General features: G+C 36.8%; 9 protein-coding genes. 6 read left to right on the top strand and 3 right to left on the bottom strand.

Annotated elements, in window-relative coordinates:
* The first annotated feature begins 13 nt into the window (after positions 1 to 13).
* From FYC62_RS05995 to FYC62_RS05980, 4 genes are read left to right on the top strand one after another with little or no spacing between them, the layout of a single operon-like run.
* Positions 14 to 1,030, top strand: coding sequence for an NAD-dependent epimerase/dehydratase family protein (locus tag FYC62_RS05995; RefSeq protein ID WP_149074300.1), 1,017 nt, complete (start codon positions 14 to 16; stop codon positions 1,028 to 1,030).
* A complete protein-coding gene (locus tag FYC62_RS05990) occupies positions 1,030 to 2,091 on the top strand; it encodes a dihydrodipicolinate synthase family protein (RefSeq protein WP_149074299.1) in 1,062 nt (353 codons plus the stop codon). The genes FYC62_RS05995 and FYC62_RS05990 overlap by 1 nt, the downstream gene beginning before the upstream one ends.
* 1 nt (position 2,092) lies before the next feature.
* Positions 2,093 to 4,045: a hypothetical protein gene (locus FYC62_RS05985; protein ID WP_205943802.1), complete on the top strand. Its 1,953-nt coding sequence runs from the start codon at positions 2,093 to 2,095 to the stop codon at positions 4,043 to 4,045.
* A 57-nt stretch (positions 4,046 to 4,102) separates the two neighbouring features.
* The gene (locus FYC62_RS05980; protein WP_240534824.1) at positions 4,103 to 6,634 is read left to right on the top strand and encodes a family 20 glycosylhydrolase; all 2,532 of its coding nucleotides are present in this window, start codon (positions 4,103 to 4,105) and stop codon (positions 6,632 to 6,634) included.
* Between the two features lie 1,008 nt (positions 6,635 to 7,642).
* Here FYC62_RS05980 and FYC62_RS05975 read toward each other — a convergent pair.
* The gene (locus FYC62_RS05975) at positions 7,643 to 8,911 is read right to left on the bottom strand and encodes a sugar MFS transporter (protein ID WP_149074298.1); all 1,269 of its coding nucleotides are present in this window, start codon (positions 8,909 to 8,911) and stop codon (positions 7,643 to 7,645) included.
* A 26-nt stretch (positions 8,912 to 8,937) separates the two neighbouring features.
* Entirely contained in the window at positions 8,938 to 10,857 is a 1,920-nt protein-coding gene (gene nagB / locus FYC62_RS05970; RefSeq protein ID WP_149074297.1) for a glucosamine-6-phosphate deaminase, read from the bottom strand.
* A 133-nt stretch (positions 10,858 to 10,990) separates the two neighbouring features.
* Between nagB and FYC62_RS05965 the strand changes: the two genes are divergently transcribed.
* A complete protein-coding gene (locus tag FYC62_RS05965; RefSeq protein ID WP_149074296.1) occupies positions 10,991 to 12,124 on the top strand; it encodes an acyltransferase family protein in 1,134 nt (377 codons plus the stop codon).
* Between the two features lie 239 nt (positions 12,125 to 12,363).
* The gene (locus FYC62_RS05960; protein ID WP_149074295.1) at positions 12,364 to 13,497 is read left to right on the top strand and encodes an acyltransferase family protein; all 1,134 of its coding nucleotides are present in this window, start codon (positions 12,364 to 12,366) and stop codon (positions 13,495 to 13,497) included.
* A 296-nt stretch (positions 13,498 to 13,793) separates the two neighbouring features.
* Here the strand turns inward: FYC62_RS05960 and FYC62_RS05955 are convergent, their stop codons facing one another.
* Positions 13,794 to 14,591 (bottom strand): gluconate 5-dehydrogenase, encoded by a 798-nt coding sequence (locus tag FYC62_RS05955; protein WP_039451462.1) that lies wholly within the window; start codon positions 14,589 to 14,591, stop codon positions 13,794 to 13,796.
* Positions 14,592 to 14,600: the final 9 nt, after the last annotated feature.

Genomic DNA, 14,600 nt, shown 5'->3' with positions numbered 1-14,600 from the left:
AAGCAAGAAACGAATGAAAGATTTAGAAAAATTAGAATCCGAATTATTAGCACCATCGGCAGCATTAATTGCTGATATGGCTAAAATAGAAGGAGATATTATTCTTTTAGGTATTGGTGGTAAAATGGGTCCAAGTATGGGCAAATTAGCTGTTGCAGCAGCCAAAGCCGCAGGTGTAAACAAAAGAATTATTGGTGTTTCAAGGTTTTCTGATGCTAAAGCTAAAGCAGCATTAGAAGCGGTAGGTATTGAAACCATTTCTTGTGATTTATTAAATGATGCAGAATTGCAAGCACTTCCTGATGCTAAAAATGTGATTTACCTAGCCGGAAATAAATTTGGTACAACGGGTAAAGAAGGTTTTACTTGGGCCATGAATGCTTATTTACCAGGTAGGGTAGCAGAAAAATATAAAAACTCAAATATCGTAGCATTTTCATCAGGCAATGTTTTGCCTTTTGTGCCAGTAACATCGGGCGGTGTATCAGAAGAAACTACGCCAGAGCCTATTGGCGAGTATGCACAATCTTGTTTGGGTAGAGAACGTATTTTCGAGTATTTCTCCCAAAAAAATCAAACTCCTACACTTATTTACCGCTTAAACTACGCGGTAGATTTTCGCTATGGCGTGATGATGGAACTTGCTAAATCTGTTCTCGAAGGCAGAGAGATTGATTTACGTACAGAAAATGTAAACGTTATTTGGCAAGGCGATGCCAATGAGATTGCTTTACGCTCTTTATTGCATTGCGAAGCACCCGCAAAAATGTTAAACGTTACCGGGCCAGAAACCTTATCCATCAAATGGATAGCAAACCAATTCGGGAAGATTTTCGGTATCGAACCTAAGTTTATCTACCAAGCAGAAGGTACCGCATTGTTAAATAATGCATCAGAATGCCATAAATTATTTGGTTATCCTAAAGTTACGGTAAGAGAAATTATAGACATCACTGCTACTTGGTTACAACAGGGTGGCGATGAATTTGGTAAAGCAACACATTTTCAAGAAAGAGGAGGTAAATTCTAATGAAAGTATTATCAGAAGAACTAAAAAGACATTTACATTTTGGAACGGTTATACCAGCGCATCCATTATCATTAAATGCCGATAGAACAATAAATGAGGATAAACAAAGACAGTTAAGCAGATATTACATGGCCAGTGGTGCTGGCGGTATTGCTGTTGGAGTTCACTCTACCCAGTTTGAAATTAGAGACCCGGAAGTAAATCTTTTTGAAACCGTTTTAAGATGGGCTTCTGAAGAAGTTGCCAAAGCCAATTTAGACCGCCCGTTTATTAAAGTGGCAGGTATTTGTGGGCCAACTGCACAAGCTGTTAAAGAAGCAGAAATAGCTTTAAAATACGGTTATGATATTGGTTTGTTAAGTATGGGAGGCTTACAAACTTGGTCTGAGGAACAAATTTTAGACCGTGTAAGAGCCGTTGCTGCTGTGATGCCTGTTTTTGGTTTTTACTTACAACCATCTGTAGGTGGTAGAATATTTAGCTACGATTTTTGGTTACAGTTTGCCGAGATTGAGAATGTTGAAGCTATCAAATGTGCATCTTTTAATCGTTACCAAACTTTAGATGTGATGAGAGCTGTTAGTTATTCCTCTAGAAGAGATAAAATAGCCATGTATACTGGTAATGATGATAATATTGTTGCCGATTTATTAACCAGCTATCGCTTTGAGGTTGAAGGTAAAATATTCGAGAAGCAGTTTATTGGCGGCTTGTTAGGGCATTGGGCAGTTTGGACAAAGAAAGCTGTAGATCTGCTTGAGGAGATTAAAGAACATAGGGCAAACCCTACAGCCCAAAAAGCACATGAGCTTTTGATAAAAGGTATAGAAGTTACGGATGTTAACGCCGCTTTGTTTGATCCATCTCATGCTTTCCACGGTTGTATACCGGGTATACATGAAGTTTTAAGAAGACAAGGTTTGCTAGAAGGCAGATGGTGCTTAAACCCTAAAGAAGAACTTTCTGAAGGACAAATGGAAGAGATAGATCGTGTTTATAAAGCCTATCCACATTTAAACGATGATGCATTCGTAAGCGAATTTTTAAAAAACAATCAGTAAGATGAAACTTAAAAATATGTTAACGCTAGTAATAGCGTTAGGGATTTCTTTGTCTGTTTTTGCGCAAGTACAAACAGGAAAGTTTAGCAATTTAGGTCCGCAAGTATTTGCTTCTATGATACAGGGAAGCATTTTTGTAGAAGACCAACAAGGTAATCCTTTAGTGTATACCGTAGTTAGAGGAGAGCCAGCTCATTTACTTGCTTTTGATGTAAAAAGCAAAAAATTAGTGTTAGATAAAGCCCTTCCAGAATCGGATGGTGTTTGGGATATGGCACAAGCCAGCGATGGCTATTTATATATTCCGGGTGCAGGAGGTAATCTTTTTAGACACCTACCGGGTACACAAGAAGTAGAAGATTTAGGTACAGCTTTAAAAGGCGAAACCTATTTATGGAACCTTACAGCAGGTAAAGATGGGGAGGTTTTTGGTGCTACCTATCCGGGTTGTAGGGTGTTTAGGTATCATCCTAAAGATGGCTTTTCTGATGTAGCCAAAGGCCCTTTAGTAGCAGGCGAAAACTATGTAAGAAGCTTAGCTTACCACACTAAAACCGGACTTTTATATGCTGGTATTGGCTCTCATGCACATCTGATAGAATTGAATCCGATTAACGGAGCTAAGAAAGAGCTTTTACCAAAGAAATACCAAGATAGAGAGTTTGTATATAGCCTAGAAATTGTGCCAGGTAAAAATGGTGCCGACCGTTTAATGGCTTTGCTTACTACAGGAAACACTACTTTGGTGTATAACCTTAAAACCATGCAGGTAGAGCAAGAAATACAAGATATTGATATGAAAGCTGTTGCTGCCGATAAGAAAGGGAAAGCTGCTTTTTATACAACTAAAGGTTCTTTGATGAGTTTTAACGCTGCTAAATCTGCTGGTTTAGCAAAACAGCTTTTGACCGATGTTGGTACAGCTAATGCCATTAAATTAATTCATGATGATGTTTATGTATTAACTTCTGGAGCTAATTTGGTGAAATACAATCTCAAAAATAAAGCTTCAGAGAAAACTAAATTAGAAATTCCGGCACAGCCTATTCCTATAAATGCTTTAATGTATGGCCCCGATGGAAATATCTGGATGGGTGGTTATTTAGCTGGCGGACATGCAACTTATCATCCGGTAAACGGGCAAAAAACTAAATTACCCGGTTTAGACCAAACTGAAGGTATGGCAGCACAAGGGAACGCTATTTATTTTGGGATATATCCGAAAGGAAAATTTTACGAGTTTAATACCAAACAAAGTTGGGATATAAAAGCCGGTAACCCTAAAAAACTAGGCGAGATAGAAGGACAAAGTAGATCTTTTGCTGTTTTAAGCATTCCAGAGCGCCAGCAAATGATTTTTGGGATGATACCAGAATACGGTAAACTAGGTGGTTCTTTAATCACGCTTGATGTAAACACCAAAGAATTAAAAGCTTTTGATGAACCGGTAAAGCAACAAGCTATTTCTAGTTTGGCATATACAGGCAAAGAAGTTTTGGTAGGTACAACCATTTCTGGTGGTTTGGGTATTGCGCCAGCTACCAAAGAAGCAGTTCTTTTCTCTTGGGATTTAGATAAAAACCAAAAAACGCATCAAATAGTACCTGTGGCGGGTGCAACGGCTATAACTTGTTTAATGAAAGGACCAGATGGCTATATTTGGGGTGTTGCAGATGGTACCTTATTCATTTATGATGCAGCCCAAAGAGTAGTACTTTCTACCCACAAATTGTATGATTTTCCGCCTTTTAAAAGCCATATCTGGAGAAGTGCTTTCTTAACCTTTCATCCATCTGGGATGATTTATGGAACGGGAAACAATCATTTCTTTAAGCTCGATCCAAAAACTAAAGAAGTTACCATTTTAGACCAAGGGGCTAGTTTATTAACGATGGATGCTTCTGGAAATATCTATTTCAGAAAAAATACCGATTTATGGAAATATACGCCATAGCGTAAAGTGACGTTGAATAAAGTGCTGTAAACACAATCAAATACCTAAAATAAAATGATGATGAAGAGAATACTTTTAAGCTGCTTAACCTTACTGTTTAGTGTTAACTTGATGGCGCAACCTATAGCTGTTGATAAAATAGCCGTAGCGTGGAATTTATTAGCTAATCATTATGAAGGTAAAAACCAGTTTACAGCATCTTTCACTATTCATAACCAAAGCAAACAAAGCTTACCAGCAAATGGCTGGAAACTATATTTTTCTTACCCAAGAAAAGTTACTCAAGTTTTAAGTGCCAATGCGGTGCTGCAAACCATCAATGGCGAGTTTGGCAGTTTAACTCCATCAGTAAATTTTAAAGCACTTGCCCCGGCATCAAAAGCTGTTATCACTTATGTGGCAGAGGGTAGGTCTTTCACCTATACCGATGCGCCAAGTGGCTTGTATTTAGTTTTTGATAAGGAACCTCAAAAAGCATATCCCATTAAAAATTTTAGGGTTAATGCTGTGCCAGCGCAAGAAAAAGCAAGTTTAAAGCTTTCTCCAGCACTTATTTATCAGAAGAATGAAGCTATAAAAAATGAAACATTATCAGACAGCAAAATCATTTTACCATCTCCGGTAAGTGCGATAAAGCTACAGGGTAATTTTATTTTAAATGCTAAAACAGCCCTTGTTTATGATGATTTTTTTAGCAATGAGGCTAAGCTTTTGCAAGCAGATATCACTCAGTTTTTAGGTAAAAAACTGATGCCTTCTAACAATGCTTCAACACCTATCATCATCCTAAAAAAGGTGAACGATTTGGCTAAAGAAGCTTATCAGCTAAGGGTTAAACCCGATTCTATCATCATCGCGGCAACGCAAACAGCAGGTGCTTTTTATGCTATACAATCTTTAAAAATGCTGATGCCTTTATCGGTTTGGAAAGCACAGCAAACGCAAATTACTATCCCGGCTATAGAAATCACAGACGAGCCAAGGTTTGCCTACCGCTCTTTTATGTTAGATGTTGCCCGTAATTTCCAAACTAAAGCTCAAATATTAAAGGTTTTAGATTTGATGGCCTTATATAAACTAAACAACCTTCATTTCCATTTAAATGATGATGAAGGTTGGCGCTTAGAAATTCCGGCTTTACCAGAACTTACGCAAGTGGGCGCTAAAAGAGGTCATACTTTAGATGATAAGCAAAACTTACAACCCTCTTATGGCTCGGGGTCAGATACTAGTGCTTTCCCGGGAAGCGGTTTTTATAGCAAGTCAGATTTTATTGAAATATTACGCTATGCTAAAGCTAGGCATATCCAAATCATCCCAGAAATAGAAACCCCTGGCCATGCTAGGGCAGCTATAAAAACTATGGATGCCCGATATGAACGTTTCATGAAAGCAGGAAATCCGGAAGAAGCAAAAAGATATTTATTAAGAGATACGTTAGATCAATCTATTTATAAATCTGTACAAGGCTATCATGATAATGTGATGAATGTTGCCCTACCATCCACCTATAATTTTATAGAAAAAGTGGTAGATGAGGTGTTGGCTATGTATCAAGAAGCTGATGCGCCTTTAAAAACCATTCATTTAGGTGGCGATGAAGTTCCGGCTGGCGTTTGGCAAAAATCATCTGCTATTGCTCAGCTGATGCAAAAAGAAAACATCAGAGAATATGATGATTTATGGTACCATTATCTGGCGAAAGCCAATGCTATTTTAAAGCAAAAAGGCTTATACCTTTCTGGCTGGGAAGAGGTTGCCATGCGTAAAACCAAGCTAGATGGTAAAAACCAATACATCGCAAATCCTGATTTTACCTCTCAAAATTTTCATGCTTATGTATGGAATAACGTTTGGGGTTGGGGCCAAGAAGATTTGGCTTACCGTTTAGCCAATGCAGGTTATAAAGTTGTTTTAGCACCTGTAACCAATTTCTATTTTGATTTGGCTTACGAAAAAGATGCAGAAGAGCCCGGTTTATATTGGGGTTCTTATGTAGATGTGGATAAGCCTTTCTATTTTAATCCTTTTGATTATTATAAAAGTGCCAAAGAAGATTTACAAGGCAATGTTTTAGATAAATCTATCTTAAAAAATAAAGAACGTTTAACCGCTTATGGACAAAGTAATATTGTGGGTTTGCAAGCCCAAATTTGGTCTGAGAAGATTAGCGGTCCACAGCAATTAGAATATATGTTATTACCTAAACTGCTGGGTTTTGCAGAAAGAGCTTGGGCAGCAGAACCTGTTTGGTCTTCTACAACGGATAGCGTATTGGCAGAAAATACTTATAAGCAAGATTGGAACTGGTTTGTAAACTTGCTAGGAAAAAGAGAATTACCGCGTTTAGCTTATCTTAACGGTGGTTACCAATACCGTATCCCTCCGGTAGGTGTTATCAAAGAAAACGGACTCATAAAAGCGAATATCCAATTACCAGGCTTCACCATAAGATATACTACAGATGGAAGCCAACCACAAGCCAATAGCTCTGTGTACACAAGGCCTTTAGCTGATAAAGGGCATGTATCTTTCAGAGCATTTGATAGCCAAGGCAGGGGAGGAAGGGTGACAAGTTTAGTTGATTGATTTTGAGTTAGTTTGTTAGGTGGTTAGATTGTTAGGTTCAGTTCTTGGGGTGCTAGTTTTTGAATTTTGAATTTTCTTTTTGAAGCTTTAAGCTTTCCGCCTTTTGCTTTTAGCATCTAACAGTTGTGAGTTTGCGGTTCTGGGTGGTTTTTGAATTTTATAAGCTTTCAGAAGATTAAAAATATCAAAAACGATATAATCGTTAGCTAAAATATGCACTCGTTACAAACGAGCACAAGATGGTATTTAATCTTTCTACTCTGTACTTTTTACTTCAACTCAAAAATCCTCCCTCTTTAATTCTCCCTCCAGAGGGAGACACAAGCGGCATATTTAGCAAGCGTATGAGATTGATTTTCTTTAAATAGATTAGTCCCTAGACTATATGAAAAGTATCTCTTGGAGGGAGTGTAGGTGGAGGTATAACAAAAATTAAGTTGAAATATCTGCGATAAGAAATATTCAAAAATGATATAATCGTTAGCCCAATTAAGCAACTCGTTACAAACGAGCGCAAGATGGTATTTAATCTTTCTACTCTGTACTTTTTAATTCAACTCAAAAATCCTCCCTCTTTAATTCTCCCTCCAGAGGGAGACACAAGCGGCATACTTAGCAAAATATGAGTATTGATACAATCATTGCCTCAATTAAGCACTCGTTATAAAAGAACAAAAGATGAGATGATATTTCAATTCTAATAAAAACGACGTTTTAAATCAAAAAAAAAGCGCCTCATCACAAAAAGAAGAGACGCTTTTAAAATCTATAGAAACGGTTAGTCAAATCCTAACAACCTATGAAGTTTTGAAGCCTTAAGTACTTTAAACCTTTTAGGCCCTAACCACCTAACAAACTAACCAACTAACCACCTAACCACCTAACCACCTAACAAACTAACCAACTAACCATCTAACCAACTAACCACCTAACCACCTAACCAACTAACCAACTAACCACCTAACCATCTAACCAACTAACCACCTAACAAACTAACCACCTAACCAACTACCTAATCTTACTTCCCTTTACGGCATAAAACCAGATGAATAAGTAGCAAGGCACCATAATCCAATAAGCTTGTTGAGCATTAAAGGCATCCGCTAAAGCGCCATATAATAATGGGATTACAGCACCACCTGCGATACCCATCACCAATAGGGAAGAGCCTGCTTTGGTAAATCGACCTAAGCCATTTAAAGCCAATGGCCAAATAGCTGGCCACATTAAAGCATTTGCCAAACCTAATAATGCAATAGCTAAAACAGAATTATAACCGCTAGAGAAGATAGCTAGCATCGCAAAAGCGATCCCTAAAACAGCACAAAGTTTTAACGCGTTCTCTTGCTTAATATATTTAGGAATACAGATAATACCCAAAATATAACCTACTACCATGGCTATTAAGGTATAAGTGGTAAAGAAAGTAGCCGTATCAGGTTCAATACCTTGGCTTAAACCATAACTGATAATAGTATCGCCTGCAATAACTTCAACACCAACGTACAAGAATAGAGTAATAACACCCAGTACCAGATGCGGAAACTGTAATACACTAGTTTTGCCAGAGTTTGATGCGGCTACACTTTCATCCTCGGCATTGGTATCTATTTCCGGTAAGCTAGAACGGTAAATTAAAAAAGCAAGAATGACCAAAACAGCTATGATAGCTAGATAAGGCGTGATTACACGAGCAGCCAATTCATCTAACTGAGCAGCTTTAGCAACTTCACTTAAGTTGGCTAAATTTTCTTCGAAACTTTTAGTGTCTTTTAAAATGATAGAACCTAAAATTGCAGGAGCAGCAGCACCAGCAAGTTTATTACATATACCCATGATGCTGATACGCTTAGCAGCACTCTCTGCAGGCCCTAAAATGGTGATATAGGGGTTAGATGCAGTTTGTAGAATTGCTAAGCCGCTACCTTGCACAAATAAACCTAATAGAAAAAGGTTGTAAGTTCTGGTCATGGCGGCAGGGATAAATAACAAAGCACCAATAGCCATAATAACTAAACCAACGGCCATCCCATTTTTAAAACCAAATACGTTTAAAGCTTTGGTAGAAACCGGGGCCATCACCAAATAAGCAATGTAAAAAGCAAAAGCTACTAAATAAGACTGGAAATGGTTAAGCTCGCAAGCTATTTTTAAATAGGGGATAAGTACCGAGTTTAACCAAGTAACAAAGCCAAAAATGAAAAATAAAGCCCCAATAATAAATATTGGGTTCAAACCAGACTTTTGCGCTGGCTGATAAGATGAAGATTGGGTCATATAATTTGTTTAGTATTTAATTTCGTTTAATATTCCCATCTCACAAAAGCTTCCATAGCTTCATATTCGGCCAAACCTAATTGGTCATAAGCTTTAGCAGTTTCGCTGGTTCTTTCCTCGGCTCTTACCCAGAATTCTCTAGAGTCATCTCCAGGGAAAACAGGTAAGTCTTTTTGAGATTGGTGTTTAAATATAGCCAAACGTTTTCTTTTTACCTCTTGCGGAGAAAGCGGAACAGCCATTTGTATTTCATGAATCTCAAACTCATGCCAAGCACCACGGTATAACCATAGCCAGCAGTCTTTTATCCAGTCTTCGGTAAGTTTTAACCTTTGTAAAGCCGTTAATATGATATTGAAACACACTTTATGCGTACCATGAGGGTCGGCAAAATCACCAGCAGCAAAAACTTGTTGTGGCTTATATTTCTTCAATAATTCCATAGTTTGGATGATATCATCCTCAAAACTTACTTTGCTACTGGCTTTAAATCTATCGTAAAAAGGTAAATCCATAAAGTGGATATGAGTATCTTTTAAACCTGCAAATCGGGCACCGGCAATAGCTTCACCTTTTCTAATTAATCCTTTTACAGTTAAAAGCTCTTTAATATCGGGCTGATTAGGTTTTTTCTTCTCTAAGAAGCTTCTTACATCCTTGTAAGTTTGCTCTAAGGTAGAAGCATCATTACCTTGTACTTTAGCAAAATCAATAGCAAATTCTAAATAGCGCAAAGCATCATCATCCCAAACTGCGGTATTACCTGATGTTTGATAAGCGACATGTACATCATGCCCTTGGTCTGCTAGGCGGATGAAAGTACCACCCATAGAGATTACATCATCATCTGGATGCGGAGAGAAGATGATAGAAGTTTTCTTAGCAGGATTTGCCCTTTCTGGTCTTTGGCTATCATCTGCATTGGGTTTACCACCAGGCCAGCCTGTAATGGTATGCTGTAATTTGTTAAATATATCGATATTGATGTTATAAACCGGACCTTTTTCTGTGGCCAGTTGCGCCATACCGTTATTGTTATAATCTTCTTCGGTAAGCTTTAAGATAGGTTTATTAACCGTTTTGGCTAGCCAAATAACTGCTTTTTTAATGGTTTTAGCATCCCAAACACAATCTCTTACCAGCCAAGGTGTATCAAAACGAGTTAGTTCTGATGCTGCATCGCTATCTAAAATAAACTCTACCTGATCTGATAATTGTAGGTAGGTAGCAGGTACTTCGGCAGAGATTTCACCTTCAACCGCTTTTTTAATGATAGGCGCTTTTTTCTGGTTCCATGCCATTAAAATGATTTCGCGGGCTTTGAATATGGTGCCCACACCCATGGTAATGGCTTTGGTAGGAACATTTTCTTTACCACCAAAATCTCTGGAAGCATCTCTTCTGGTTAAATCATCTAGGGTAACTAAACGAGTGCCCGAGTTTGGTGCAGAACCAGGTTCGTTAAAACCGATATGCCCGGTACGACCGATACCTAAAATTTGAAGGTCTAAACCGCCGTAAGAGCTTATTTTCTTCTCGTAGTTTAAGCAAAAATCTGCCACTTCACTTTCTGGCAAAGTACCGTCAGGGATATGGATGTTCTCTTTTTCAATGTCTATATGGTTAAAAAGCTGCTCGCTCATGAAAGTAACATAGCTTTGTGCAGCATCTGGTTTCATAGGGTAATATTCATCCAGATTAAAGGTAACCACGTTTTTAAAAGATAAACCTTCTTCTTTATGCATACGTATCAATTCTGCATAAACACCAACAGGGGTAGCGCCAGTAGCCAATCCTAAGATAGCTTTTTCGCCTTTTTCTTGCTTTGTTTTTATCAGATTTGCAATTCTTTGTGCTACATTTATAGAAGCAGCATGCTGGTTTGTAAATACACTAACCGGTAATTTTTCAAAGCGGGTTTCTTCAAGAAGGTTTAAACGAGACATTGTTGAATCTTTTATATGTAAAATAAATATGCTATGTTAATTCTATTTCAAACTTAATAAAAAAATCATATTTTGTTAAAATCTTTTTAAAATATTTATTAAGTTGCAATAAATAAGTCTAAAATCAATTTGTATGGAACCTATAAAACCTACTACAGTTAGATACCTTTCCTTAGATGTCTTAAGAGGTCTTACCGTTTGCCTTATGATTGTGGTAAACACTCCGGGGAGTTGGAGCCAAATTTATGCCCCTTTTAAACATGCAGCTTGGCATGGCTTTACGGTTACTGATTTAGTTTTCCCAACTTTCTTATTTGTGGTGGGTAATGCTTTAAGTTTTGGTATGCAAAAATTAAAAGCAGCTGGTGATGCCGCTTTTCTGCAAAAAGTGTTTAAAAGAGCAGGATTGATATTTCTGATAGGTTTTTTGTTAGGTTATTTTCCTTTTATAAAGTGGGAGGAAGGCGATTTGGTAGCTAAAAACGTTCTCGAGCTAAGGGTGTGGGGTGTTTTACAAAGAATTGCAGTCTGTTACTTATTAGGTGCTCTTATTGTTTTTTATTTTAACCGAGCTTCTATTATCATCATCAGTGTATCTTTCTTGCTTATTTACTGGCTTATTTTATATGCTTTTGGCAATACTGTAGACCCTTACAGTTTAGAAGGCAATATAGTAACACAGGTAGATTTATGGCTATTACCAGCACAAAATTTATACAAAGGCTTTGGTATTCCGTTTGAGCCCGAAGGACTTTTAAGTACCCTGCCCGCTATAGTGAATGTTACTTTTGGTTATTTAGCTGGCAGATATATTCAAGAACATGCTAACAAAAGTAAAACCGCTCTACAACTACTTATAACAGGCATAGTTTTCTTGTTTTTAGCTTTATGGTGGGATACTGTTTTTCCTATTAATAAACCTATCTGGACAAGTTCTTATGTACTTTACACCGTAGGCTGGGATTTGCTTTTACTTGCCTTTCTGATCTATGTGATTGAAGTAGTTAATTTCCATAAATGGACCTATTTTTTCGAGGTTTTTGGCAGAAACCCACTCTTTATTTATGTTTTAGCAGGGGTGTTTATTAAGCTCTTAAGCTTGATCAAATTTAACGATGTTTCTCTGTCCAAATTAGCCTACGAAAATTTGTTTACCACTTGGTTATCAGGAGAAAATGCGTCATTATCTTTTGCAATTGTTTACATGTTGTTATTATGGGGTATTGGCTACTTTTTAGATAAGAATAAAATATATGTGAAGGTTTAGAGCTTGAGGGAGGTACTGGTTTTTGAGCTCAGGATATAGGTTATATTAAAACTTCTCTAAAGTTTATATCTTTAGGTATTAAACCATTATAAACTTTTACAATTCAATTAAATCTGGTTTTTGAATAGCTTGATGGAAACGCAGTATATATGGGATATATAAGCATGCTTCATGATGTTTGTTACCTCTAAGAGATGAGCCAGAGAATAATTTTTATTGTAAGAAGCAATAGCTAACGCATGAAACAATTTAAACTTAACCCATCAAGGTATTTGTCTTTGGATGTTTTAAGAGGTTTAACCATATTCTTAATGATTGTGGTGAATACCCCTGGTAGCCGGAGTTATATTTATGCCCCTTTTAAACATGCTGCATGGCATGGTTTTACCATTACTGATTTGGTTTTCCCGACCTTTTTATTTGTGGTAGGTAATGCTTTGAGCTTCGGGATGCAGAAATTAAAAGCACAGGGTGATGCTGCTTTCCTGAGAAAAGTATTTAAAAGAGCATTCATGATATTCCTGATAGGCTTTTTGTTGGGCTATTTCCCATTTATAGAATGGAAAGATGGTGATTTGGTAGCTAAAAACTTTTTAGACCAAAGGTTATGGGGAGTTTTACAACGTATTGCCATTTGTTATTTATTTGGTGCTTTAATTGTATATTATTTTAAAAGGGCAGCTATTATCACTATAAGTGTGGCTTTATTGCTGTTTTATTGGTTTTTTTTATATGCATTTGGTTCTGGGGCAGACCCATATAGCTTAGAAACCAATGTAGTAAGACAGGTAGATTTATGGTTATTCCCGGCAGAAAATTTATATAAAGGTTTTCCTGTTCCTTTTGATCCATCCGGATTATTAAGTCATATATCCGCTATTGTACATGTAACTTTTGGTTTTTTAATTGGTAAGTACATTCAAGAAAATACCAACAAAACTAAAATAGCTTTGAATTTCTTAATCGGTGGTGGTGTTTTAGTGGCTATTGCATTACTTTGGGATACGGTGCTACCTATCAATAAACCAATGTGGACAAGTTCTTATGTGATATACAGTACCGGTTGGGATTTGTTATTGTTGGCCTTTTTAATTTATGTGATAGAAATTGCAAACTATAGCAAATGGACTTATTTCTTTGAGGTCTTTGGTAGAAATCCGCTGTTTATTTATGTATTATCAGGTTTGTTGATTAAGATTTTACATCTTATCAAAATTGATGGTACTTCTTTATCAAAATTGGCTTTTGAGAATTTGTTTATGCCCTGGTTATCAGATAAAAATGCATCCTTAGCTTTTGCAGTTGTTTATACTTTATTGCTTTGGCTGATAGGCTATGTGTTAGATAAAAGAAAGATATATGTGAAGGTGTAAGAATTTTTGATTTTTGAAGGAATGATTTTAGAATTTGGAAATTCTGCTTCGAGCCTTTTTTTATTTTTTTAGAAAAGCAATTACATGGCTACTATTTTCCGCTAGTCCGGTGCTCTGCTAAATTTTTTGCCAAAAAGTAATCTTGAAACATGAAAATTCTGATGGCAAAAAGATACCGCTGCCGCCCCGGTTTATTAAACAAAGGGTCAGTGTTTTTTAATATTTCTTTTATAAAACAAAAAAACCGATTAAGCTTTTTCAGCTTAATCGGTCTTTAAATATGGTTTTAATAGCGTTTAAACGATATCGTTTTCACCTTTAACATAACCGAAGTTGGCTAAGATACCACCATCAACAAACAAGATATGTCCGTTAACAAAATCACTAGCTTTAGAAGCTAAGAATAAAGCAGCATTAGCCACATCTTCTGGTTCTCCCCATCTTCCGGCAGGTGTTCTAGTCATTACTAAATCGTTAAAAGGATGGTTTCCTTCTCTGATAGCAGCCGTTTGTGAAGTTGCAATATAACCTGGGCCAATACCATTAATTTGGATATTATATTTAGCCCACTCGCAGCACATATTGGCAGTTAATAGTTTTAAACCACCTTTTGCAGCAGCATAAGCAGAAACAGAATTTCTTCCGTAAATACTCATCATAGAACACATATTGATAATTTTACCGTATCTCTTTTTAATCATGTTAGGCGCAACACGCTTAGAAATAATTAAAGGAGCAATTAAATCAATATCAATAACTTGCTTAAAATCAGCAATTGGCATATCTAAAATTGGAATTCTTTTAATGATACCAGCATTATTTACTAAAATATCAACGCTACCAACTTCGTTTTCAATTTGGGTAATTCCGCGGTCAACATCAGCCTCATCTGTTACATCAAATTTTAAAGTATAAGCATCTATACCATGCTTTTTGTATTCTACTTTACAAGCTTCAAGTTTATCTTCAAAAATATCGTTAACACAAATTTTAGCTCCAGCTTTTCCTAACATTGTAGCAATAGCAAAACCAATTCCGTGTGTGCCTCCGGTTACAAGTACTACTTTGCCGGATAAATCAAATAAAGAGTTCATATTCATTGT

The organism is Pedobacter aquae (assembly GCF_008195825.1).
In the GTDB taxonomy this organism is placed as follows: domain Bacteria; phylum Bacteroidota; class Bacteroidia; order Sphingobacteriales; family Sphingobacteriaceae; genus Pseudopedobacter; species Pseudopedobacter aquae.
The sequence above is the reverse complement of the archived record's forward strand: the minus strand, read 5'-3'. Positions and strand labels throughout refer to the sequence as shown.

Bases quoted from the DNA above. Each gene is read 5' to 3' on its own strand.
- FYC62_RS05995 (WP_149074300.1), top strand. From the start codon at position 14: ATGAAAGATTTAGAAAAATTAGAATCCGAATTATTAGCACCATCGGCA.
- FYC62_RS05990 (WP_149074299.1), top strand. From the start codon at position 1,030: ATGAAAGTATTATCAGAAGAACTAAAAAGACATTTACATTTTGGAACG.
- FYC62_RS05985 (WP_205943802.1), top strand. From the start codon at position 2,093: ATGAAACTTAAAAATATGTTAACGCTAGTAATAGCGTTAGGGATTTCT.
- FYC62_RS05980 (WP_240534824.1), top strand. From the start codon at position 4,103: ATGATGAAGAGAATACTTTTAAGCTGCTTAACCTTACTGTTTAGTGTT.
- FYC62_RS05975 (WP_149074298.1), bottom strand. From the start codon at position 8,911: ATGACCCAATCTTCATCTTATCAGCCAGCGCAAAAGTCTGGTTTGAAC.
- nagB (WP_149074297.1), bottom strand. From the start codon at position 10,857: ATGTCTCGTTTAAACCTTCTTGAAGAAACCCGCTTTGAAAAATTACCG.
- FYC62_RS05965 (WP_149074296.1), top strand. From the start codon at position 10,991: ATGGAACCTATAAAACCTACTACAGTTAGATACCTTTCCTTAGATGTC.
- FYC62_RS05960 (WP_149074295.1), top strand. From the start codon at position 12,364: ATGAAACAATTTAAACTTAACCCATCAAGGTATTTGTCTTTGGATGTT.
- FYC62_RS05955 (WP_039451462.1), bottom strand. From the start codon at position 14,591: ATGAACTCTTTATTTGATTTATCCGGCAAAGTAGTACTTGTAACCGGA.